General features: G+C 63.4%; 17 protein-coding genes and 1 riboswitch. Of the genes, 11 read left to right on the top strand and 6 right to left on the bottom strand.

Annotated elements, in window-relative coordinates:
* The first annotated feature begins 77 nt into the window (after positions 1-77).
* The 6 genes from ACF8K2_RS02235 (at position 78) to ACF8K2_RS02210 (ending at position 7,473) form a co-directional block, all read left to right on the top strand.
* Complete coding sequence (locus ACF8K2_RS02235; RefSeq protein WP_186555644.1) at positions 78-1,835, top strand: carbamoyltransferase; 1,758 nt, start codon at positions 78-80, stop codon at positions 1,833-1,835.
* Positions 1,819-2,949, top strand: a complete 1,131-nt coding sequence (locus ACF8K2_RS02230) for a glycosyltransferase (RefSeq protein WP_392463290.1) — start codon at positions 1,819-1,821, stop codon at positions 2,947-2,949. Before ACF8K2_RS02235 ends, ACF8K2_RS02230 begins: the two co-directional genes overlap by 17 nt.
* On the top strand, positions 2,949-3,845 hold the full coding sequence (locus ACF8K2_RS02225) for an antimicrobial resistance protein Mig-14 (protein ID WP_392463289.1): 897 nt from the start codon (positions 2,949-2,951) through the stop codon (positions 3,843-3,845). The genes ACF8K2_RS02230 and ACF8K2_RS02225 overlap by 1 nt, the downstream gene beginning before the upstream one ends.
* Positions 3,842-5,245 carry a PIG-L deacetylase family protein gene (locus ACF8K2_RS02220; RefSeq protein ID WP_392463288.1) on the top strand — a complete coding sequence of 468 codons (1,404 nt, stop codon included), beginning with the start codon at positions 3,842-3,844 and terminating at the stop codon, positions 5,243-5,245. The genes ACF8K2_RS02225 and ACF8K2_RS02220 overlap by 4 nt, the downstream gene beginning before the upstream one ends.
* A gap of 49 nt (positions 5,246-5,294) precedes the next feature.
* A complete protein-coding gene (locus tag ACF8K2_RS02215; RefSeq protein ID WP_186555640.1) occupies positions 5,295-6,251 on the top strand; it encodes a glycosyltransferase in 957 nt (318 codons plus the stop codon).
* A gap of 118 nt (positions 6,252-6,369) precedes the next feature.
* Positions 6,370-7,473 carry a glycosyltransferase gene (locus ACF8K2_RS02210; RefSeq protein ID WP_392463286.1) on the top strand — a complete coding sequence of 368 codons (1,104 nt, stop codon included), beginning with the start codon at positions 6,370-6,372 and terminating at the stop codon, positions 7,471-7,473.
* On the opposite strand, the gene ACF8K2_RS02205 is transcribed toward ACF8K2_RS02210, so the two are convergent.
* Positions 7,462-8,067 carry a toluene tolerance protein gene (locus ACF8K2_RS02205; RefSeq protein WP_186555638.1) on the bottom strand — a complete coding sequence of 202 codons (606 nt, stop codon included), beginning with the start codon at positions 8,065-8,067 and terminating at the stop codon, positions 7,462-7,464. The two genes, ACF8K2_RS02210 and ACF8K2_RS02205, sit on opposite strands and share 12 nt — an antisense overlap.
* A 147-nt stretch (positions 8,068-8,214) precedes the next feature.
* Between ACF8K2_RS02205 and msbA the strand changes: the two genes are divergently transcribed.
* Together msbA and hldE are read left to right on the top strand one after the other, a co-directional pair.
* Positions 8,215-10,023: a lipid A export permease/ATP-binding protein MsbA gene (gene msbA, locus ACF8K2_RS02200; RefSeq protein ID WP_368971325.1), complete on the top strand. Its 1,809-nt coding sequence runs from the start codon at positions 8,215-8,217 to the stop codon at positions 10,021-10,023.
* Between the two features lie 128 nt (positions 10,024-10,151).
* A complete protein-coding gene (hldE, locus tag ACF8K2_RS02195; protein WP_186555637.1) occupies positions 10,152-11,573 on the top strand; it encodes a bifunctional D-glycero-beta-D-manno-heptose-7-phosphate kinase/D-glycero-beta-D-manno-heptose 1-phosphate adenylyltransferase HldE in 1,422 nt (473 codons plus the stop codon).
* Between the two features lie 103 nt (positions 11,574-11,676).
* Here the strand turns inward: hldE and ACF8K2_RS02190 are convergent, their stop codons facing one another.
* The 4 genes from ACF8K2_RS02190 to ACF8K2_RS02175 form a co-directional block, all read right to left on the bottom strand.
* Entirely contained in the window at positions 11,677-12,639 is a 963-nt protein-coding gene (locus ACF8K2_RS02190; protein WP_392463284.1) for a metal ABC transporter ATPase, read from the bottom strand.
* Positions 12,640-12,676: 37 nt separating this feature from the next.
* On the bottom strand, positions 12,677-13,489 hold the full coding sequence (locus ACF8K2_RS02185; protein WP_392463283.1) for an aldo/keto reductase: 813 nt from the start codon (positions 13,487-13,489) through the stop codon (positions 12,677-12,679).
* On the bottom strand, positions 13,486-14,661 hold the full coding sequence (locus tag ACF8K2_RS02180; protein WP_392463282.1) for an NAD(P)/FAD-dependent oxidoreductase: 1,176 nt from the start codon (positions 14,659-14,661) through the stop codon (positions 13,486-13,488). Before ACF8K2_RS02180 ends, ACF8K2_RS02185 begins: the two co-directional genes overlap by 4 nt.
* An 87-nt stretch (positions 14,662-14,748) precedes the next feature.
* Entirely contained in the window at positions 14,749-15,081 is a 333-nt protein-coding gene (locus ACF8K2_RS02175) for a multidrug efflux SMR transporter (RefSeq protein ID WP_010221561.1), read from the bottom strand.
* Between the two features lie 85 nt (positions 15,082-15,166).
* On the opposite strand from ACF8K2_RS02175, the gene ACF8K2_RS02170 reads away from it, so the two are divergent.
* Together ACF8K2_RS02170 and waaA are read left to right on the top strand one after the other, a co-directional pair.
* Positions 15,167-16,057 (top strand): LysR family transcriptional regulator, encoded by an 891-nt coding sequence (locus ACF8K2_RS02170; RefSeq protein ID WP_186555633.1) that lies wholly within the window; start codon positions 15,167-15,169, stop codon positions 16,055-16,057.
* A gap of 102 nt (positions 16,058-16,159) precedes the next feature.
* Positions 16,160-17,431 carry a lipid IV(A) 3-deoxy-D-manno-octulosonic acid transferase gene (waaA, locus tag ACF8K2_RS02165; RefSeq protein ID WP_392463281.1) on the top strand — a complete coding sequence of 424 codons (1,272 nt, stop codon included), beginning with the start codon at positions 16,160-16,162 and terminating at the stop codon, positions 17,429-17,431.
* A gap of 127 nt (positions 17,432-17,558) precedes the next feature.
* On the opposite strand, the gene ACF8K2_RS02160 is transcribed toward waaA, so the two are convergent.
* Positions 17,559-18,995 carry a TolC family outer membrane protein gene (locus ACF8K2_RS02160; RefSeq protein WP_392463280.1) on the bottom strand — a complete coding sequence of 479 codons (1,437 nt, stop codon included), beginning with the start codon at positions 18,993-18,995 and terminating at the stop codon, positions 17,559-17,561.
* Positions 18,996-19,156: 161 nt separating this feature from the next.
* Positions 19,157-19,263: riboswitch (TPP riboswitch) on the top strand.
* A gap of 156 nt (positions 19,264-19,419) precedes the next feature.
* Between ACF8K2_RS02160 and thiC the strand changes: the two genes are divergently transcribed.
* Positions 19,420-21,306: a phosphomethylpyrimidine synthase ThiC gene (thiC, locus tag ACF8K2_RS02155; RefSeq protein ID WP_186555630.1), complete on the top strand. Its 1,887-nt coding sequence runs from the start codon at positions 19,420-19,422 to the stop codon at positions 21,304-21,306.
* Positions 21,307-21,353: the final 47 nt, after the last annotated feature.

The following is a 21,353-nucleotide window of genomic DNA, read 5'->3' as shown; positions in this document are numbered from 1 at the left end:
GTTATAATCCCGCCCTTTAGCCGTCCTCCGCCCACGAGGCCGATGGCGCATCTCTACCGAATGAAGAGGCTAGACCCTTGGCATTGACGATTCTTGGCCTGTCCGGCGCCCTTAGCCATGACCCTTCCGCGGCCCTGTACATCGACGGCAAGCTGATTGCCGCCGCCGAAGAAGAGCGCTTCGTGCGTGACAAGCATGCGAAGAACCGCATGCCCTACGAATCGGCGAAGTTCTGCCTGGAGCAGGCCGGCATCAAGCCGTCGGACGTCGATGTGGTAGCCATTCCCTTCGCCCCGATCAGCCTGTTCGGCAAGGCTCGCTGGCACTACGCCAAGCGCTACTGGTACGCCCCGGACCGCGCCCTCGACGCGATCCTGATGGGCAACCGTCGCTACAAGCGCTACCGCAAGAAGATCGTCTGGTGCCTGGAGCAACTGGGCTTCGATCCGAAGAAGATCAAGATCGAGCCGGTCGAGCACCACCTGGCTCACGCCTCCAGTGCTTACCACTGCTCGGGCTTCAAGGAAAAAACCGCGATCCTCGGCATCGACGGCAAGGGTGAGTACGCCACTACCTTCTTTGGCTATGGCGAAAACGGCAAGATCCACAAGATCAAGGAGTTCTTCGATCCAGACTCGCTGGGCGGCCTGTACGGCGCGATCACCGAGTTCCTCGGTTTCGAAATGCTCGATGGCGAGTTCAAAGTCATGGGCATGGCGCCGTACGGCGATGCCAGCAAGTACGACTTCTCGCGCCTGGCCAGCTTCGAGAACGGCGAACTGGTGATCAACACCGAGTACGCCAACGTCATCGGCCTGCGCCGCTATAAAGAGAAGGGCAAAGGCTTTTACTTCTCGCCGAAACTGATCGAGTGGCTGGGGCCCAAGCGCGAAGGCGATATCGCCGACGAGCCGTACATCCACTACGCGGCCAGCATGCAGGCGCTGTTCGAGAAGCTCGCCCTGCAGATGATCGACCATTATCTGGGCGACACCCTCAAGGAAACCGGCAAGCTGGCCTTCGCGGGCGGCTGCGCCCTGAACGTCAAGCTCAACCAGAAGATCATCGCCCGTTCCGACGTCAAGGAGCTGTTCGTCCAGCCAGCCTCCGGTGACGCCGGTACTGCCGTGGGCGCTGCTGCCTACGTGTCGCATGCCCGTGGTGTGCCGGTCGAGAAGATGGAACACGTCTACCTCGGCCCTGCGTACTCCAACGAGGACGTGATCGCGGCCTGTGCCCGTCACCCGAGCCAGCCGAAATGGCGCAAGCTCGACAACATGCCGCAGCAAATCGCCAAGATCATGGTCGACGGCAACCCGGTGGCCTGGTTCCAGGGCCGTATGGAGTTTGGTCCGCGGGCGCTGGGTGGTCGTTCGATCATCGGCTGTCCGAGTGTGGAAGGCGTGGCCGACCGCATCAACCACCAGATCAAGTTCCGCGAGCGCTGGAGGCCTTTCTGCCCGTCGATGCTCGACACCGTCGCGCCGCAGATGATCAAGGTCGATCACCCGGCGCCGTTCATGACCTTCACCTTCGAAGTGGCTGAAGAGTGGAAAACCCGTGTGCCAGAAGTGGTCCACGAAGACGGCACCTCGCGCGCCCAGGTGCTCAAGCGCGAGTACAACCCGCGCTACTACGACATGATGAAGGCGCTTGAAGACCTGACCGGTAACGGCGTGTCGCTCAACACGTCGCTCAACCGTCGTGGCGAGCCGATGATCTGCTCGCCGACCGATGCCCTGAACATGTTCTTCGGCTCGGACCTGCAGTACCTGATCATGGAAGACATTCTGGTCGTCAAGGATGGCGCCGCGCCTTATGACCAGCCGCTCTGAACCGCGCGTCCTGCAGTTCTGCCATGGCTATGACGGGCCTTTCCTGGATTGTGCCCGCCAGTACGCCAGCCTGTTCCAGGGCAGCGGTTATCAGGTGACCACGGTGTTCCTCACCGGCAAGGCCGACCCGCAGGTGGCGGCCGGCTGTGCGTCGGATGAGGTGCTGTTTCTGGAGTTCAGCTCCAAGGCCGTACGCGGCCTGAAGCTGGGCGCCATTGCTGCTTTGCGCAAAATTGCCGCCGAGCGCAACTTCAGTTTCTGCATCGCCCATCGCTTCAAGCCGATCTACGTCGCCTTGCTCGGCACCAAGCTGCCGGTGATCGGCGTGCACCACGCCTTCGGCGACTACCAGCGCAAAGGCCGCCGACTGTTCGCCAATCTGTTCAGTAAGCGCCTGAGCCTGCTCGGGGTTTCCGATGCAGTGCGCGATGACATGCGCCGCTGCCTGCCGAACTGGCCGGCCGAGCGGATCCAGACCCTCTACAACCGCATCGATGTCGAAGCTTTGCGGGCGAGCCTGGTCGCACGGGAGGCAGCGCGCAGTGCGCTTGGTTTGGACCCGCAGGCGTGGATTGTCGGTAACGTCGGTCGCCTGCACCCGGACAAGGACCAAGCGACCCTGCTCAAGGGCTTTGCCCAGGCGCTACCGGAGCTGCCCGCTGGCGCACGCCTGGCGGTGCTCGGCACCGGGCGCCTGGAAGACCCGCTCAAGGCCTTGGCCGCCGAGCTTGGCATTGCCGCTCAGGTCGATTTTCTGGGGCAGGTGCCGGACGCTCGGCGCTACTTCCAGGCATTCGACGTGTTTGCCCTGAGCTCCGACCATGAGCCGTTCGGCATGGTCCTGCTCGAAGCGATGGTCGCTGGTGTGCCGCTGCTGGCCACCGCCTGCGGCGGCGCGCGTGAAGTGGTCGAAGGCGTGGGGGTGTTATTCGCGCTCGGCGATGCCGGGCAGTTGGCCCAGGGTCTTAAACACATGGCCGGGCTGGATGCCGAGCAGCGCCAGGCGTGTGCCGCGCACATGCTGCAACGCCTGCACGAGCGCTTCAGCGACCAGGCGGTACGCGACACCTTCTGGCAACTGCCGCAGGTGCGGGCGTTGGCGGTGCAGCCGTGATGCTCAATCATATCCGCGCGCTGCGTGAACGCGGTTGGCAGGCCATCGACGCATCGGCTTATGCCGAGGCCTGGCAACGCTTCGGCGGCAGCGTGGCGACTCACCCCTTGGTGGTCGAACAACTGGCGGACCTGGCGCAGATCCCAGTGCGTTATCTGGGCTGGCAGCACAGCGGTGAGCTCAAAGCGGCGATTCCTACCTGGGGGCGGCATCTGGCCTTGTCCAAGGACGTGCTCAAGCGTCATGGCAAGAAAGGCCTATTCGACCTGGGTAACGCCGAGCTGATCCTGCCGGCGGCCGCTGATGCCGGCGCGCCGTTGCGCCATGCGGGGCGCTACCTGTCCGAGCTTAACCAAGGCCGCTTTACCGGCCTCAAGGCTCAGGCTGAGCAGTTGGCGATGGCCCGCGCCCATGAAGACTTGTCGAAGAAGTTTCGCTACAACCAGCGCCGCGAGCTGCGTCTGCTCGAAGAGGCGGGCGGCGTGGTGCGGCCGATCAGCGACTTCAGCGCCACGGAAATCGCCGCCATGTACTGCGACCTGTTCAAGCGTCGCTGGGGTTTTCCGGCCACTGGCGCCGAGCGCATGGCCGAAGTGCTGGAGCGGCTGCGCGAGCTGCTGATCGGTTCGGTGCTGCTGCTCGATGGCGCACCGATTGCCATCCAGCTGGTGTACCGGGTCGAGGCGCCCGAGTGGATCAGCGTCGAATACGTCAACGGTGGGGTAGACCCCGAAACCAAGGCGTTCAGCCCGGGTAGCGTGCTGAGCTTCCTCAACACCCAGGCCGCTTGGGAAGATGCCCGGGCGCGCAACAAGCCGCTGCGGTTCTCTTTCGGTCGTGCTGACCGCGAGTACAAGGATCGTTGGTGCACCTCTGTGCCGGTCTATCAGGTATGAACCGCAAGCAGCAGTTGCTCAAACGCCACCGGCGCCTCAAGCGCCTAGGTCTGCTGGCAGGTTTGCTGCTGTTGCTGGTGTTGGGCGTTGTCAGCTGGTGGTGGTTGCCGCTGCTGCTGTTGCCGTTGATCTGGGCGGCCCATGAAGCCTGGTTTGCCGATCACCTGTTCTATTCGCCGGGTGAGGACTACCAGTATCGCTTTGGCGAGCAGACCCGCGAGGCCTCGGCGAGCCTGAGCGATGGTCTGCTGACGACGGATGCGCAATTGGCCGGCGATGAAACCCTGGTCCTGGAAATCCGGGTCAAGAGCGGCTGGCTCGGTCGCTTCGTCGATCCGCGGGTCGAGCTGCTCGATGGCGAGCAGGTCGATCAGCAAACCTTCGAACGTGGCGCCGATGGCCTGCGTTTTCTCAATCTGACCGGCCTGGGCGGCGCCTTGAGCGCTGGTCGCCTGCGGCTGCGCGGCCGCTACTGCCGCTTGCTAGGCACGCCGCGCCTGTGGATAACCGCGCACAGCGAGTTGCGCCGTCGCCGCATCATGGTCATCGCACCGCATGCCGACGATGCCGAGCTGGCCTCCTATGGGCTCTACAGCCAGGCCGATGAAGCCTGGGTGGTGACCCTGACCGCTGGCGAGATCGAAGCCGAACATTATCAGCAGATGGGCCTGGCCAAGGCCGAGGCCGCGCGCCTGAAAGGGCGCCTGCGTGCTTGGGACAGCATTGCCGTGCCGCGTTGGGCTGGGGTGCCGGAGTCGCGTTGCGTGCAGCTGGGTTACTTCTGCCTGCAGTTGCCGACCATGCAAGCTGCGCCAGATCAGCCTGCCGCCTCGCGTGAAGCCGACATGGCCGACATCCGCCCCTTCCGCTGCTTCAACCCTTTCCCGCTGCCGGCCGACGCCGACGGCGAGCCGACTTGGAACAATCTGTTGGCTGACCTGCGGGCGCTGCTGGAAATGGCCAAGCCAGAAATCCTGGTAATGCCGCATCCAACCCTCGACCCTCACCCCGATCACCTCTGCGCCCAGGCCGCCGTGCTCGAAGCGCTGCTGGGCACAGCTTGGCAACCCAGCACGTTGCTGTGCTACGCCAACCACCTGCATGACAACGACCGCTGGCCGATGGGCGACAGCGGCGATGGTGTGGCCTTGCCGCCGCAGATGAGCGCTGAGCAGGCGTGGGCGCCGTGCAGCCTACTGCTTGATCTGCCTACCCAGCGCGACAAGGCGATGGCCCTGGGTATGATGCATGACCTGCAGCCGTCCGCGCCGTTCAAGCGCCGCCTGCGTCGGTTGCTCCAGCGCTATCTGGCCGGGCGCCAGCCATCGCCCTATGGCGAGAACGAGTTTTTCCGCAAGGCGGTGCGCCGTCATGAGCTGTTCTGGCGCCGAGAACTGTAGACCCTGACCTATGATTGATCGTGATGGCGTAGTGAGCCCAAGGAACGCAATGAAAGTCCTATTTCTGGTGCAGAAGGAACAGCGGGCGATCCTTGACCGCCTCTACGACGGTGTTGCCGCCAACTGCGAGTGCGACCTGCGCTGGCTGAGCAGCGACGATCAACGCAACCTGCGCCGCTACTTCAAGCGCGAAGTGGACGTCGAGCGTTACGACCGCATCGTCTTCTTCCTGCGCTTCAAGCAGGAGATCCGCCAGGCCGCTTTCATTCGCACAGTGCCCAACCTGGTCATTCTTGAGCACGACGCCTACCAGAACTACATCCCCTGCAAGTACACCGGCAAGTTCAGCGAGCATTATCGCAAGCTGCCGTGGGCGCGGGTGATCAGTTCGGGCTTCATGGTCAGCGAGCGTCTGCGTCAGGAGGGCTTCGACGCGGTGTTCGTGCCCAAGGGCTATGACGAGCAGTTGCTGGTCGACCAAGGGCGAGCGCGCGATATCGAGTTGGCCTTCGTTGGTAGCACCAAAAGCGTCGCCTACAGTGGCCGCAAGGCGCTGCTCGATCAATTGGGCCAGGTCGAGAACCTGGTGGTCACTCGGACCAATTCGGGCGAGGACTACTGCAACACGCTCAACCGTATTCGTTTCTTCGTCAGTGCCGATGTCGGCATGGGCGAATACATGATCAAGAATTTCGAGGCGATGGCCTGTGGCTGCGTGTTGCTCGCCTTCGATCAAGGCGAAGCCGAGAACCGTGCTCTAGGCTTGCAGGACATGCACAACGTGGTGCTGTACGACAGCATCCCGACGTTGCAGGAAAAGCTCAAGGTGCTGCGTGCCGATCCGGCGCTGGCTGGGCAAATTGCCGTGAACGGACGTGAACTGGCCGTTTCACGCTTCAGCTTTGCCCAAGTTGGACGAGATATCGTCGAGCATATGCGCCCGCCGCTGCGCCCGCGCGCACCTGTGTCGGCCTGGCAGCGACTGCGCTTGAGCCTGGGGTTCTGAGTCGGCAGTGGGTTGTTCACTGGTCGTGCCTCAAGATGTGTTTGAAATGGGAAACACTGTTTTTGTTTATTGATTCCGCTGTAACGGCAGGCTTTCTCGCACGCGCGGAGTCATGCGCATGAATATCGTCAACATGATGTGGGCCGGCGGCTCGCCCTACATGTCGATCCACAAGGTTCACCATCAGGTGCTGAGCCAGGCTGGGGCGCACACGCATATCAGTAACTGGTTGCTGCTTGGCGGCGAACTGAGCTGCGGTATTGGTAGCACGCGCCAGTGGAACATGCCGCAGCGCGCGCTCAAGGGCCGTCATGCCTGGCGCTTGCTGGTACCTTTTTTGCGCCGGCGGCTGCGCCGAGCATTGCTGGCTGCCCAGGCCGATGTGCTGTTGCTCGATGGGGTCGGGGTCGCCCGACTGGTGCTGCCGCTGCTGCAGCAATTGCCGGGCGTGCGGGCGGCGATCCTGTTTCATGGCGAAACGCGCCTGAGCCGCGCCGATGTTCAGCTGTTGCTGAGTGTCCCGCTCGATCGGCTGGATATTGCAGCGGTATCGCAGACCTTGGCCCAGTCGCTTGAGCAGGATCTTGGCCGCCCCGTGCGGACGTTGCGCATGGCCCTGGATCCAGCGGCATTCTCTGCTAGTTTGCTGACCCAGGATCAGGCCCGCCAGGCCCTGGGCTTGCCGCAACAAGGGCAGATTTTCGGCGCGGTGGGCCGCCTGGTAGCCAGCAAAGGCTTCGAGGTGCTGCTCGAGGCGTTCGCCAAGGCGCATGCCGGTCAGCCCGATCTGCACCTGGCGATACTGGGCGAGGGCCCGCTGCGGGCCAGCCTTCAGGCAAGAATCGAGGTGCTGGGGCTGTCAGCCAATGTTTGGCTGTGTGGCCACCGGGAAAGCCTGCATCAGCTGTATCGCGCCTTTGACTGGCTGCTGGTGCCCTCGCGTGCCGAGGGCTTGGGCCTGGTGGTGCAGGAAGCGGTGATGGCCGATGTGCCGGTGGTGTGCAGCGACCTTGCGGTGTTTCGCGAGCAGTTGGCTGAGGGGGGATGCTACCTGCCGGTCGGGGATACCCAGGCCTGGGCCCAGGCAATCACACGCTGTGCGCAGCTCGATGCTGCTGAGGTGGCGCTGCGCCAACGCCAGGCATTGGCGCCGGAGCAGGCCTGGCAGGCTTTCCAGCAAGGCTCGGCCGAGCTGCTGCGTGGCTTGGGCTCAGCCCGGTAGCAGGGCCGCCTCAAGCTCGGCGAGAGGGAAGCGGCTGGCCAGGTTTTCCCGTTCGATGTAACGCGCCATGTGCTGCACATTGCGCCGAACCATGCGTGACGACAGTGGGGCGCGCAGAAAACGCATGTCGGCCACATCGATCAGGCCAAGTTGCTGGTCAGGCGTTTCAACCACATTGCCCAGGTGCAGCGAGCGGAAGTAGATCCCCGAGCGGTGCAGCTGGCGAATCAGCTCGACCAGCCTTGGCAGGTAGCTGTCCCAGCTGAAGCCCGCTTCGCGTGACAACTGCAGCAAGGTGCGCCCTGGCAGCGGACGATAGAGCACGGCGGTGCGCCCTGGCAGCTCGAGTTTGTGCTGGCTGATCACTTCGAGGGTGGGGATGCCCAATTGCGCCAGGCGCGCGGCATTGTCGACGAAGCGTTGCGAGTACGGCCGCAGCAGCGCAGATGAAATCAATCGCTTGCGACGAAAAACCTTGAGGATATTTCCATCCTCAAGCAGGTAGACTTTGGCGCCGTGGCTATCTGCCTCAAGCACCTGGGCGCCAAGTGTCAGCTGATCGAAGTCGACCTGGGAGAGCCGGGAGCATTGCATGGATAGGGCCTTGTCGTCTGGCAAGCAAAAATGACCGGCCATAATGCCGAAAAACAGGCAGCAGTACCATGATGGTGTTGCCCGATACTTTGGCAAGGAAACGCCTGTGTTAAAATTTGCGGTTCAACCTGAACAGTGAGCTCGATGATGGCCGAAACACCGCTACCTGCGGAGCACACCTCCAGCCTGAAAATCTATTTCCGGCTGTTGAGCTACGTGAAACCCTACATTGGCATTTTCATGCTGAGTATCGTGGGTTTCATAATCTTCGCCTCGACTCAGCCGATGCTGGCGGGGATTCTCAAGTATTTCGTCGATGGGTTGAGCAATCCGCAAGCGGTATTGTTCCCCAATGTCCCCTATCTGCGTGACCTGCAGTTGCTGCAGGCAGTGCCGCTGTTGATCATCCTGATCGCCGCGTGGCAGGGCCTGGGCTCGTTCCTGGGTAACTACTTCCTGGCCAAGGTCTCCTTGGGCCTGGTGCACGACTTGCGTGTTGAGTTGTTCAACAAGCTGCTGGTATTGCCCAACCGCTATTTCGACAACCACAACTCCGGTCACCTGATTTCCCGCATCACCTTCAACGTGACCATGGTCACCGGTGCCGCCACCGATGCGATCAAGGTGGTGATCCGCGAAGGCCTGACCGTGGTGTTCCTGTTCGCCTACTTGCTGTGGATGAACTGGAAACTGACCCTGGTGATGCTCGCCATCCTGCCGATCATCGCCGTGATGGTCAGCACCGCCAGCAAGAAATTCCGTAAGCAGAGCAAGAAGATCCAGGTGGCCATGGGCGACGTGACCCACGTTGCCTCCGAAACCATCCAGGGTTATCGCGTGGTGCGCAGCTTCGGCGGCGAGGCTTACGAGCAGCGCCGTTTTGGCGCCGCCAGCCAGAGCAACACCGACAAGCAGCTGCGCATGACCAAGACCGGCGCGCTGTACACGCCGATGCTGCAGTTGGTGATCTACAGCGCCATGGCTTCGCTGATGTTCCTGGTGCTGTTCCTGCGTGGCGATGCTTCGGCGGGTGACCTGGTCGCCTACATCACCGCCGCGGGCCTGCTGCCCAAGCCGATTCGCCAGCTGTCGGAAGTCAGCTCGACCATCCAGAAGGGCCTGGCCGGCGCCGAGAGCATCTTCGAGCAGTTGGACGAGAAGCCCGAGCAGGACACCGGCACCGTGGAAAAAGAGCGGGTCGAGGGTCGCCTGGAAGTGCGCAACCTCAGCTTTACCTACCCAGGTACCGAGCGCGAGGTGCTCAGCGACATCAGCTTCACCGCCGAGCCTGGGCAGATGATTGCCTTGGTCGGTCGCTCCGGTAGCGGCAAGTCGACCCTGGCCGGGTTGATTCCGCGCTTCTACCACCACGACAAAGGGCAGATCCTGCTCGATGGCGTCGAGATCGAAGAGTACAAGCTGCGCAACCTGCGCCGGCACGTCGCCCAGGTGACCCAGCACGTCACCCTGTTCAACGACACCGTGGCCAACAACATCGCCTATGGCGACCTGGCTGGCGCACCGCGTGAGGCCATCGAGGCTGCCGCAGCCGATGCCTATGCCAAGGACTTCGTCGATCAGTTGCCCAAGGGCTTCGATACCCAGGTTGGCGAGAACGGCGTGCTGCTGTCCGGTGGCCAGCGCCAGCGCCTGGCGATCGCCAGGGCATTGCTGAAGAACGCTCCGCTGTTGATTCTCGACGAGGCGACTTCGGCGCTGGATACCGAATCCGAGCGGCACATCCAGGCAGCCCTGGATCATGTGATGAAGGGCCGCACCACCCTGGTCATCGCCCACCGCCTGTCGACCATCGAGAAGGCCGACATGATCCTGGTAATGGACCAGGGCAAATTGGTCGAGCGCGGCACTCATGCCCAGTTGTTGCAGGCTAATGGCTATTATGCCCGCCTGCACGCCATGGGCCTGGACGAGCCAGAAAAGGTCGATATCACCTGAAACACTTCAATCGGGGCCATTAGCGGCCCCGATTGTCACTGCGTTTGTCTGGTGCAGGTTGGCCGTAAAGCCATCGCCTACCCTGTGCTAATATCCTGCCCCTGTTAATTTTTCCATATGGGTTGCCCATGAAGTTGTCCATGCCGCGTTTCGATCAAGCCCCGGTATTGGTGGTCGGCGATGTCATGCTCGACCGCTACTGGCATGGCGGTACTTCACGTATTTCGCCGGAAGCGCCAGTGCCTGTGGTCAAGGTCGAACAGATCGAGGATCGCCCAGGCGGCGCGGCCAACGTCGCGCTGAACATCGCCGCGCTCGGCGCCCCGGCATCGCTGGTCGGCGTGACCGGCCAGGATGAAGCTGCCGATAGCCTGGCCAACAGCCTGCAAGCGGCGGGTGTGCGCTCGATCTTCCAGCGCATTGCCCACCAGCCGACCATCGTCAAGCTGCGGGTCATGAGCCGTCACCAGCAACTGCTGCGCATCGACTTCGAAGAACCGTTCGCCACCGACCCACTGTCGCTGGGCGAAGAGGTCGATAACCTGCTCGACGGGGTCAAGGTGCTGGTCCTTTCCGACTACGGCAAAGGCGCCCTGAAGAACCACCAGAGCCTGGTCCAGGCCGCTCGTGCCAAGGGCATTCCGGTGTTGGCCGACCCCAAGGGCAAGGATTTCTCGATTTACCGTGGCGCCAGCTTGATCACGCCGAACCTGAGCGAGTTCGAGACCATCGTCGGCCGCTGCGTCGATGAGGCCGACCTGGTCGCCAAGGGCCTGCAACTGATGCAGGACTTGGAACTGGGCGCGCTGCTGGTGACCCGTGGCGAGCATGGCATGACCCTCATACGCGCCGATCACCCGGCCCTGCACCTGCCTGCGCGAGCGCGTGAAGTGTTCGACGTTACCGGTGCCGGCGATACCGTCATCTCGACCCTGGCTGCTGCCATCGCCGCGGGCGAGGATCTGCCACATGCGGTGGCCCTGGCCAATCTGGCCGCCGGCATCGTGGTCGGCAAGCTGGGTACCGCGGCGATCAGTGCCCCGGAGCTGCGTCGTGCGATTCAGCGTGAGGAAGGCTCCGAGCGCGGCGTACTGAGTCTTGACCAGCTGTTGCTGGCGATTGACGACGCACGCGCGCACAACGAGAAGATCGTCTTCACCAACGGTTGCTTCGACATTCTCCATGCCGGTCACGTGACCTACCTGGAGCAGGCGCGGGCCCAGGGCGATCGTTTGATCGTGGCGGTCAACGATGATGCCTCGGTCAGCCGCCTGAAAGGGCCGGGTCGGCCGATCAACAGTGTCGACCGGCGCATGGCGGTACTGGCAGGCCTTGGCGCGGTGGACTGGGTGATCAGCTTCCCTGAGGGGACGCCTGAGAACCTGCTGAGCCAGGTCAAGCCGGATGTGCTGGTCAAGGGCGGCGACTATGGTATCGACCAGGTGGTCGGGGCCGATATCGTCAAAGGCTACGGCGGGACGGTGAAGGTGCTTGGCTTGGTGGAGAACAGCTCTACCACCGCCATCGTCGAGAAAATTCGCAAGAACTGAGTTGAGTCCATCGCAGGGCAAGCCCGCTCCCACGCCCCCACTCCACTGCCGAGAAAGACGTGGAGCGCGGGGTGGGAGCGGGCTTGCCCCGCGATGCATCTAGCTACTTTTGCAGGGTTGTCCTGGCTCGCTCCAGCAGCGCGCGCGCCTTACCGGTAAAGCGCTGCATCTGCGAGTCCGGCTTGGGCTCCACCAGCCCCTGCTGCCTCACCCATTCTTTCCAGCGAATCCGCTCATCGCGCACCACCCAGCCTTCCTGCTGGGCAAAGCTCTCCGCCAGGTACAGGCCACGGGTACTGGCAGGTATCAGCTCATCTTTCTTCAGGGTGTAAAGCTCGGCGGTCGGCTGCCCGTCCTTGAGCGGCATCAGGTACAGATCTGGGCGCTTGCGATTGAGGCGGGCGACCAATTGATCACCTTCGAGCCGTTCATCGACATGAAACAGACTCAGCGACTTGGCTTCCCTCGGCACCTGCAAACGCAGGTCATAGATCAGCTGCAATGACGCCGTCGGCAGGTGCACATAGGCCCGTGGCCGCTCCATCAAGACCAGGTTGGCACAGTGCACCGGTCGCGCTGCACCCGACTGCGGGGTGAGCACAAAGGGCAGCGCTTCGCGGTAGTGCAGGGCCGCGGCATACGGCGCGGGCAGCCAGGTATCGTTGAAGCGCCCGCCGAGCCAGCCTTCGGGTGTCTCCAGCAGGCACTCTTCGGCAACTTCCTGGATCGCGGTGTGCAGCGGCAGGTTGAGCTCCTGCGCCGGCACGTAGCCGGAGATCAGCTTGAGCACCACATCGCCACGGTCCTGGCGGCGCTGGCGTACCAGCACCCAGTAATCGCGATTCTGCCAGTGCAGGGTCAGGCGTACCGAAACACCCAGGTTGGCCAACTCGACCACGAAACGTTCGCTGTCGGCCAACTGCACGGCCTTGCGCCGCTGCAGGGTCTGGGCGAAGTTCAGGGGCATGCCGATGCTCTGGTAAGTCAGGCCGTCCGGGGTAGCTTCGACGTGCAGCGGCAGGGTCTTGAAGTTGCTCGGGTTCTTGCGAATCAGCGTACGCGGCACGAGACTCCTCCTTGCGCAGAACTGCCGACAGGTCGGCTCAATGCTGGCCCAGAATGCGGGCGACGGTGGCCACGTTATGGGCCAGGTGCAGCGGATTGATGGTGCCGACAATAGCACTGCTCACCCCTGGGTGGGCGAACAGCAGCTCAAAGCTGGCCTGCACCGGATCGACCCCGGGCGCCAGGCATACGTGACCGCTGGCCAGGGCCTTTTTCACCAGGATGGCCTTGCCGTGCTCGGCAGCGTAGTCCAGCACCGGGCGTTCGGCTTGCTCGTTGAGGTTGTAGGTGACCATCGCACAGTCGCCTTGCTCCAGCGCCTTGAGCCCGCCCGCAGCGGTCTTGCCGGAGAAGCCGAAGCCGAGGATCTTGCCTTCTTGCTTGAGGGCGGCGAGGGTTTGATAGACCTCTTGCTGCTCAAGGATCGCCAGGTCGTTGCCGTCCGAATGCACCAACACCAGTTCGATGTGGTCGGTCTCCAGCCGCTTGAGGCTGCGCTCAACGGAAAAACGCGTGTGCGCCGCGCTGAAATCGAAGCGCGACTGGCCGTCCTCGAACTCTTCGCCAACCTTGCTGACGATCACCCATTGATCACGCTGGCCGCGCAGCAGCGGGCCGAGGCGTTCTTCACTGCGACCATAGGCCGGGGCAGTGTCGATCAGGTTGATGCCCAGCTCCCGGGCCTGGGCCAGCAGCAGGCGCGCATCGTCGTCGCCAGGGATGGTGAAGCCGTTGGGGTATTTGACGCCCTGGTCGCGGCCGAACTTGACCGTGCCCAGGCCCAGCGGGGAAACCTTGAGCCCGGTGCTACCCAAGGCGCGGTGCCAGTCATGCAGGGTTGGCAGGCTCATGGCAGCAGTTGCTCCCAGGCCGCAACGCCGAGCGCGGGGCGCGGCAGGTCGGCCAGATCAGGTTGGGCTGCCGGGCGGATGCCGTCACGCTCAAGGCTTGCCAGCACCCGGTCGGAGAAGTCCGGGGCCAAGGCCAGTTTGGTTGGCCAGCCAACCAGCAGGCGCTGTTGTTCGGCGAGGAAGGCGTTATCCGGGCGGACCAGGCCCGATTGCGCAGGCTCGGCGCGATCGACGCGCAGGGTGGCCCAACGGACCTGGCTCTGGTCTACCCAGGGCAGCAGGTCGGCGACTTCTTTCTGTGCGGCGGCAATTTGTGCAGCCGGCTCGCGGGCCACACCATGGGCTTCGGCAAGATCGCCCCCCAGATACCAGACCCACTGGCCATCTGCGGCCGGGTGGGTGGTCACGGTAATGCGTGGCTTTGGCCCGCCACCCAGGCAGTGGGCGTACAGCGGCTTGAGGTTCGGCCCTTTGGCCAGGACCATGTGCAGTGGTCGGCGCTGCATGGCGGGTTGGCTCAAGCCCAGGGCGTGGAGCAGCTCTTCAGTACCGGCGCCGGCGCTGAGGACGATGCGCTGGGCGCGAATGTCACGGCCGTCGACGCGCAGGCCGACCAGTTCGTCAGCGTCGTGCAGCGGTTCGATCCGCTCGCCGGCCAGTAGGCTGTCACCGGCCAGCTCGGCCAGGTTGGCCAGCAGGCTGGGCACGTCGATGACCAGTTCGGCCAGGCGATAGACCTTGCCCTTGAAGGCACGGTCTTGCAGGGCTGGCGGCAGTTGCTCGCCCTTGACCTGATCGACTCGGCCACGCATGGCCTTGCTGGCGAAGAAACTGGTGACATTGCCCAGCAGGCTGCCGGGCGACCACAGGTAGTGGGCGTCGGAGAGCAGGCGGACCTTATCCAGGTTCAGCTCACCGCTGCCGCTAAGCGCCTCGCGCCAGCGGCGCGGCATGTCGGCGATGGCTTCGGAAGCACCGGTCAGGCTGCCGGTCAGGGCATATTTGATGCCGCCGTGAATGATGCCTTGCGATTTGATGGTCTGCTCGCCGCCGAGGCTGGCGCGTTCCACCAGCACGGTTGAGTAGCCCAGGCGCCGCAGTCGGGCATTGAGCCAGAGGCCTGCGACCCCGGCGCCGACGATCAACACGTCAGTGGAAATGGCAGATGGCATGCGGGCACCTCGAATACTGGGACAGTTGAGCAGTATACAGGGTGTTGCGATCGAGGCTGGCGTGAGGGCTTATCAGCGTGCGCTGGATCAGTGTCCAGCGGTCTTGCTGAACACCTGGATCACCACTACGCCACCGACGATCATGGCCATCCCGAGCATGGCCGGGACATCCAGTTTCTGCCCGTAGATCACCAGCGCGGCGATGCTGATCAGGACGATCCCCAGGCCCGACCAGATGGCGTAGGCAATGCCCACCGGGATGCTGCGCACCACCAGGGTCAGCATCCAGAACGCGACGGCGTAGCCGCAGACCATCAGCAGCAGCGGCAGGGGTGTGCTCAGGCCCTTGACCGCTTTCATCGAAGCGGTGGCGATGACTTCGGCGCAGATGGCGATGGCCAGGTAGGTGTAGGCGTTCATGCGGTAATCCTCGGTTGCTAGGCAGGCATTTTAGGCGTTCATGGGATGCGGTAAAGTCATTACCTATCATATTTGGAGATAGGTTATGGCCGAGCAGTGGAACCTTGAACAACTGCGCCTGTTCGTCCGGGTGGCTGAGCTGCGCTCGTTTTCTGCGGTTGCCCGCGAACAGCGTAAGGCGCAGTCCGCGGTGAGCAGCGCCATCGCTCTGCTGGAGGCCGACCTTGGCGTGACGCTGTTCGAGCGCAGCAGTGGGCGTCAGCCGCAATTGACCGAACGCGGCGCGGCCTTGCTCGAAGATACTCGCGAATTGCTGCGCCAGTGTGAGCGCCTGGAGGGGCGGGCGTTGGCATTGATGCGCGGCCAGGAGGCACTGCTGCGGGTGGCCCAGGATGAGGCGATGCCTTACCAGCCGGTAATCGACAGCCTGGATGAGCTGGCCAGCCGCTTTCCGTTCCTGGAGGTGCAGTTGGCCAGCGGCGCCCAGGGCGATGTGGCGCGCAAGCTAGTTGAGCGCCACTCCGACCTGGGCTTGTTCTTCCACCACGAGCGCATTCCCGCCTCGCTGGAGCGGCGTGCCCTGGGCAGCGTGGAAATGGTCACGGTGTGCGCCGTCGATCATCCGCTGGCCCGCGAGGGGCGGGTCAATCGTCAGCAGTTGGCCCGCCATCGGCAGCTGTTGATCACCCCGCAACAGAGCGGTTATCCCGGCGGCGAGGCGATCAGCCCGCAGATCTGGCGGGCCGACAGTTTCTATGCGATGGCCGAGCTGCTCATGCGTGGCCTGGGTTGGGCCTGGTTGCCGCGGCATGTGGTGCAGTACCCGACCTATCAGGCGCAGATGGTCGAGCTCGACAGTGAGTGGCGCCCGCCTGCGTTGGTGGTGGAGCTGGCCTGGCGTCGCGATCAGCCGCTGGGGCCGGCAGCACAATGGCTTGCGGAACGTTTCGCCGTGCACCTGCGGGCAATTGGCTAGGGCTGTAGGAAAAGCGGCCGGGCAAGTGATTGTGTGGCGTTTTTTTACCGGACAGGCCTAAGCGCAGGCCTTTTCATACAGTTCCTAGTAAACTGCGCCGCCATGAACAGAACCCTCTATACCTTGCTGTTTCACCTGGGCCTGCCGCTGGTTGCGCTGCGCCTGTTCCTGCGGGCGCGCAAGGCGTCCGCGTATGGCCAACGCATCGGCGAGCGCTTCGCCCTGGGTCTGCCGGCCATGCAGCAGGGTGGCATCTGGGTGCATGCGGTTTCGGTCGGTGAAAGCATCGCTGCCGCGCCGATGGTACGGGCCTTGCTCAAGGCCTATCCAGAGCTGCCCATTACCTTGACCTGCATGACCCCGACCGGCTCGGAACGGATTCGCGCGATGTTCGCCGATGAGCCGCGCGTCCAGCACTGCTACTTGCCCTACGACTTGCCGTGGGCTGCAGGGCGCTTTCTTGATCATGTGCGGCCGCAGCTGGGCATCATCATGGAAACCGAGTTGTGGCCGAACCACATTCATCAGTGCGCCAAGCGCGGCATCCCGGTGGCCTTGGCCAACGCCCGGTTGTCTGAGCGTTCGGCCCGTGGTTATGGGCGCTTCGCCGGCCTGACCCGGCCCATGCTGGCCGAAATGAACCTGATTGCGGTGCAGACCGAGGTCGAAGCCGAGCGCTTTCGCAGCCTGGGCGCGCGGCCCGAATGCGTGCAGGTGACCGGCTCGATCAAGTTCGACCTCAAGCTCGACGCGCAGCTGCTGCCGCGCGCCCGGCTATTGCGTGAGCAGTGGCAGGCCGAGCAGCGTCCGGTATGGATCGCCGCCAGTACCCATGAGGGCGAGGATGCCCTGGTGCTCGAGGCCCATCGGCAGTTGCTGGAAGTGCACGGCGATGCGCTGTTGATCCTGGTGCCGCGCCACCCTGAACGGTTCAACGCGGTGCATGAGTTGTGTCGTGAGCAGTTCGCCACGGTGCGGCGTTCGAGCGGCGATGCAGTCGATGGCCAGACGCGCGTGCTACTGGGCGACACCATGGGAGAGTTGCTGTTTTTGTATGCGCTGGCCGATATCGCCTTCGTTGGCGGCAGCCTGGTGGCCACGGGCGGGCATAACCCGCTGGAGCCGGCGGCGCTGGCGCTGCCGGTGATCATGGGGCCGCACGTGTTCAACTTCCTGGAGATCAGCGCGATGCTGCGCGATGCCGGGGCGTTGCAGGCGGTGGACGATGCCGAGGGGCTGGCTGCGGCTGTGCGCCGGCTGGTTGAGTTGCCGCAGGATGCTCGGCGCATGGGTGAGGCGGGGCGGGCCGTGATGCAGGCCAATCAAGGCGCGTTGCAGCGGTTGCTGGATGGGCTGGACGCGCTGATTCGCTGAACGAGGCGGTCCTCTCGGGCCTCATCGCGGGGCAAGCCCGCGCTCACGTTGTGTTGCACGTTCATGAGGGTGCGTCGACAGCGTGGGAGCGGGCTTGCCCCGCGGCGAGGCCGGTCTAGCGTGGCCTTCAGGGCCTGCGTTCGAAATTCTTCGCCGCTGCCGCCGCCAGGTCCGGCGGCAGGAAATCCCGGTCCGGATTGTAATCGGCCTTCAGGTAGCGCCCCAGATCCTGCAGATCTTGCGGGCTCAAGGTCCCGGCCGCCTGCTTCAGGCGCAGGTTGTCGAGGATGTAGTCATAGCGGCTGTTGTTGTAGTCGCGCACCGAGGTATACAGCTGACGCTGCGCATCGAGCACATCGACGATGTTGCGCGTACCCACCTGATAGCCAATTTCGGTCGCTTCCAACGCACTCTGGTTGGAAATGATCGACTGCTTGCGCGCCTGCACCTGCTCGACATCGGTATTCACTGCCCGGTGCAGGTTACGGGTGTTCTCCACTACCTGGCGGCGCAGGCTTTCGCGCTGTTGCTCGCTCTGGCTCAGGCGCTGATAGGCCTCGCGCACTTGCGAGCTGGTCAAGCCGCCGCTGTAGATCGGGATGTTCAACTGCAAGCCAATGCTGGTCTGCTCGACATCGCCGCCATAGCGCACCCCGGCTTGCGGCGCGGGGTTGGTGAAGCCGAGGCTGTCGTTGTCACCTTTCTGATAGCGGGCCACCGCATCCACGGTTGGCGCGTGGCCGGCCTTGCGCTGGCGCAGGGTTTCTTCGGCGGCGGTGACGGCGTGATTGGTCGCCAGCAGGTTGAGGTTCTGCCGGGCTGCCGTTTCGACCCAGGTCTTGGCGTCGTTCGGGGTCGGTACCTGGATTGGCAGGCTGTGAACCACTCCTTGCAGCGAGCCATACTCGCGGTTGGTCAAGGTCACCAGGGCTTCGAAGGCGTCCTGCACCTGGCGCTCGGCGATGATCCGGTTGGCCCTTGCGGTGTCGTAGCTGGCCTGCGATTGCAGCACGTCGGTCTTGTCGGAAAGGCCGACGTCGAAGCGTTCATTGGATTGGTCGAGCTGGCGCTTGAAGGCTGCTTCCTCGGCCTTGGTCGAGGCCAGGTTGTCCTGGGCGCGTAGCACGGCAAAGTAGTTTTCCGCGGTTTGCAGGATCAGGTTCTGCTCGGTGGCCGAGAGTTCCAGCGCGGCCTGCTCGTTGACCGCTTCGGCCGCCTGCAACTGGAACCAGCGGTCGGCGCGGAAGATCGGCTGCGACAGGGTCGCACTCCACGAGTTGCCACTGCGATTGGAGGTGATCGAGGGTTCGTCGAGCTTGGTCCGGGTGTTCATCATCTCGGCGCCGGCCGAGAGATTCGGCAGCAGGCCTGCCCGGGCTTGCGGCACCACCTCGCGGCGGGCGCCGTAGTCGGCACGGGCGGCGGCGAGGTCGGCGTTGTTGCTGGCCGCCTCCTGGTAGACGCTGACCAGGTCGGTCTTGATCGTCATGGGCACATCCGCTGCCCATACCGCTCCGTTGGACGCACAAGACACGGCAATCGCCAGTGAAAGTTTGCGCAGCATAGGGCAATCCTTGTACGAGTTTGAATTACTGAACTGTTGAGTTTCGAGCGATGGGCCAGTGTAGTGCCGCGCGCCGCCGGCAACAATCGGTCAGTTGCGCCTTTCATCATCCGTGTCACAAGCACTCTTGGCTTGAGCTGCCACTCCAGTCTAGACTGCGCATGTTCTTGTCGGGGTGCCTTGAAGCAAAGGCTGAGATCGCATAGGTGCGGATCCCGTTGAACCTGATCAGGTTAACGCCTGCGTAGGGAACAAGATTTCTCGCTTTCCCGGCGAGTCTCTTGTGCCAGGTCCGGGATTTGTCGAGCAGCTCACACGCTCAATGGCACTCCAGGTATCCGGCACTGCACCCCTCTAGGGCTGCGTCCGCGTCATTCAGGTTCTCCCCGACATTCCGCCGCTAGGAAGCCGTCTGGAGCCTGTGATGAGCAAACAAGAAAAAACGATCAACCTCAGCGAATCGGCGCAAGTCGATCAGCAGTCCGTGCAACCCTTCACCCGTTCCCGCAAGGTCTATGTCCAAGGCTCGCGCCCCGACATTCGCGTACCCATGCGTGAAATCAGCCTGGATGACACCCCCACCGATTTCGGCGGCGAAAGCAACGCGCCGGTGCTGGTGTATGACACCTCTGGCCCGTACACCGACCCTGAGGTCATCATCGATGTGCGCAAGGGCCTGGGCGATGTGCGCTCGGCCTGGATCGACGACCGCGGTGACACCGAGCGCCTCGAAGGCCTGAGCTCGAACTTCGGCCAGCAGCGCCTGAACGACGCCGAGCTGACCAAACTGCGCTTTGCCCACGTGCGCAACCCGCGCCGGGCCAAGGCGGGCGCCAACGTCACCCAGATGCACTACGCGCGCCAGGGCATCATCACCGCCGAGATGGAATACGTCGCCCTCCGCGAGAACATGAAGCTGCAAGAGGCCCGCGCCGCCGGCCTGCTCAGCCAGCAGCATGCCGGCCACAGCTTCGGGGCCAGCATTCCGAAAGAAATCACCCCTGAGTTCGTCCGTGAAGAAATCGCCCGTGGCCGCGCGATCATTCCGGCCAACATCAACCACACCGAACTCGAGCCGATGATCATCGGCCGTAACTTCCTGGTGAAGATCAACGGCAACATCGGCAACAGCGCCCTGGGTTCATCGATCGAGGAAGAAGTCGCCAAGCTGACCTGGGGCATCCGTTGGGGCTCGGACACGGTGATGGACCTGTCCACCGGCAAGCACATTCACGAAACCCGCGAGTGGATCATCCGTAACTCGCCGGTGCCGATCGGTACCGTGCCGATCTACCAGGCCCTGGAAAAAGTCGGCGGGGTGGCCGAGGACCTGACCTGGGAGCTGTTCCGCGACACCCTGATCGAACAGGCCGAGCAGGGCGTGGACTACTTCACCATTCACGCCGGCGTGCTGCTGCGCTACGTACCGCTGACTGCCAAGCGGGTGACCGGCATCGTCAGCCGCGGCGGCTCGATCATGGCCAAGTGGTGCCTGGCGCATCACCAGGAAAACTTCCTCTATACCCATTTCGATGAAATCTGCCAGATCATGAAGGCCTACGACGTCAGCTTCTCGCTGGGTGATGGCCTGCGTCCGGGTTCGATCGCCGATGCCAACGACGAGGCCCAATTCGGTGAGCTGGAGACGCTCGGCGAGTTGACCAAGATCGCCTGGAAGCACGACGTGCAGTGCATGATCGAAGGCCCAGGGCATGTGCCGATGCAACTGATCAAGGAAAACATGGACAAGCAGCTGGAGTGCTGCGACGAGGCGCCGTTCTACACCCTCGGCCCCCTGACCACCGACATTGCGCCGGGCTACGACCACATCACCTCCGGTATCGGTGCGGCGATGATCGGCTGGTTCGGTTGCGCCATGCTCTGCTACGTGACGCCCAAGGAACACCTGGGCTTGCCGAACAAGGATGACGTCAAGACCGGCATCATCACCTACAAGATCGCCGCGCATGCCGCCGACCTTGCCAAGGGCCATCCGGGCGCACAGATTCGCGACAACGCCTTGTCCAAGGCGCGGTTCGAGTTCCGCTGGGAGGACCAGTTCAACCTTGGCCTGGACCCAGACACCGCGCGCGCGTTCCACGACGAGACCCTGCCCAAGGAATCGGCCAAGGTCGCGCACTTCTGCTCGATGTGCGGGCCGAAGTTCTGCTCCATGAAGATCACCCAGGAAGTGCGCGAGTACGCTGCCAACCAGCGGATCGATGCCGTGGATGTGTCGGTTGAGCAGGGCATGCGCGAGCAGTCCGAGCGGTTCCGCCAGGCAGGTAGCCAGCTGTACCAGAAAGTCTAGAGGCTTTCAGGGCTCGATCAATCGTGGGGGCGGGCTTGCCTCGCGAT

Source organism: Pseudomonas sp. xss_2 (assembly GCF_043104195.1).
Taxonomy (GTDB): domain Bacteria; phylum Pseudomonadota; class Gammaproteobacteria; order Pseudomonadales; family Pseudomonadaceae; genus Aquipseudomonas; species Aquipseudomonas urmiensis.
This window is presented reverse-complemented; position numbering and strand designations above follow the sequence as displayed.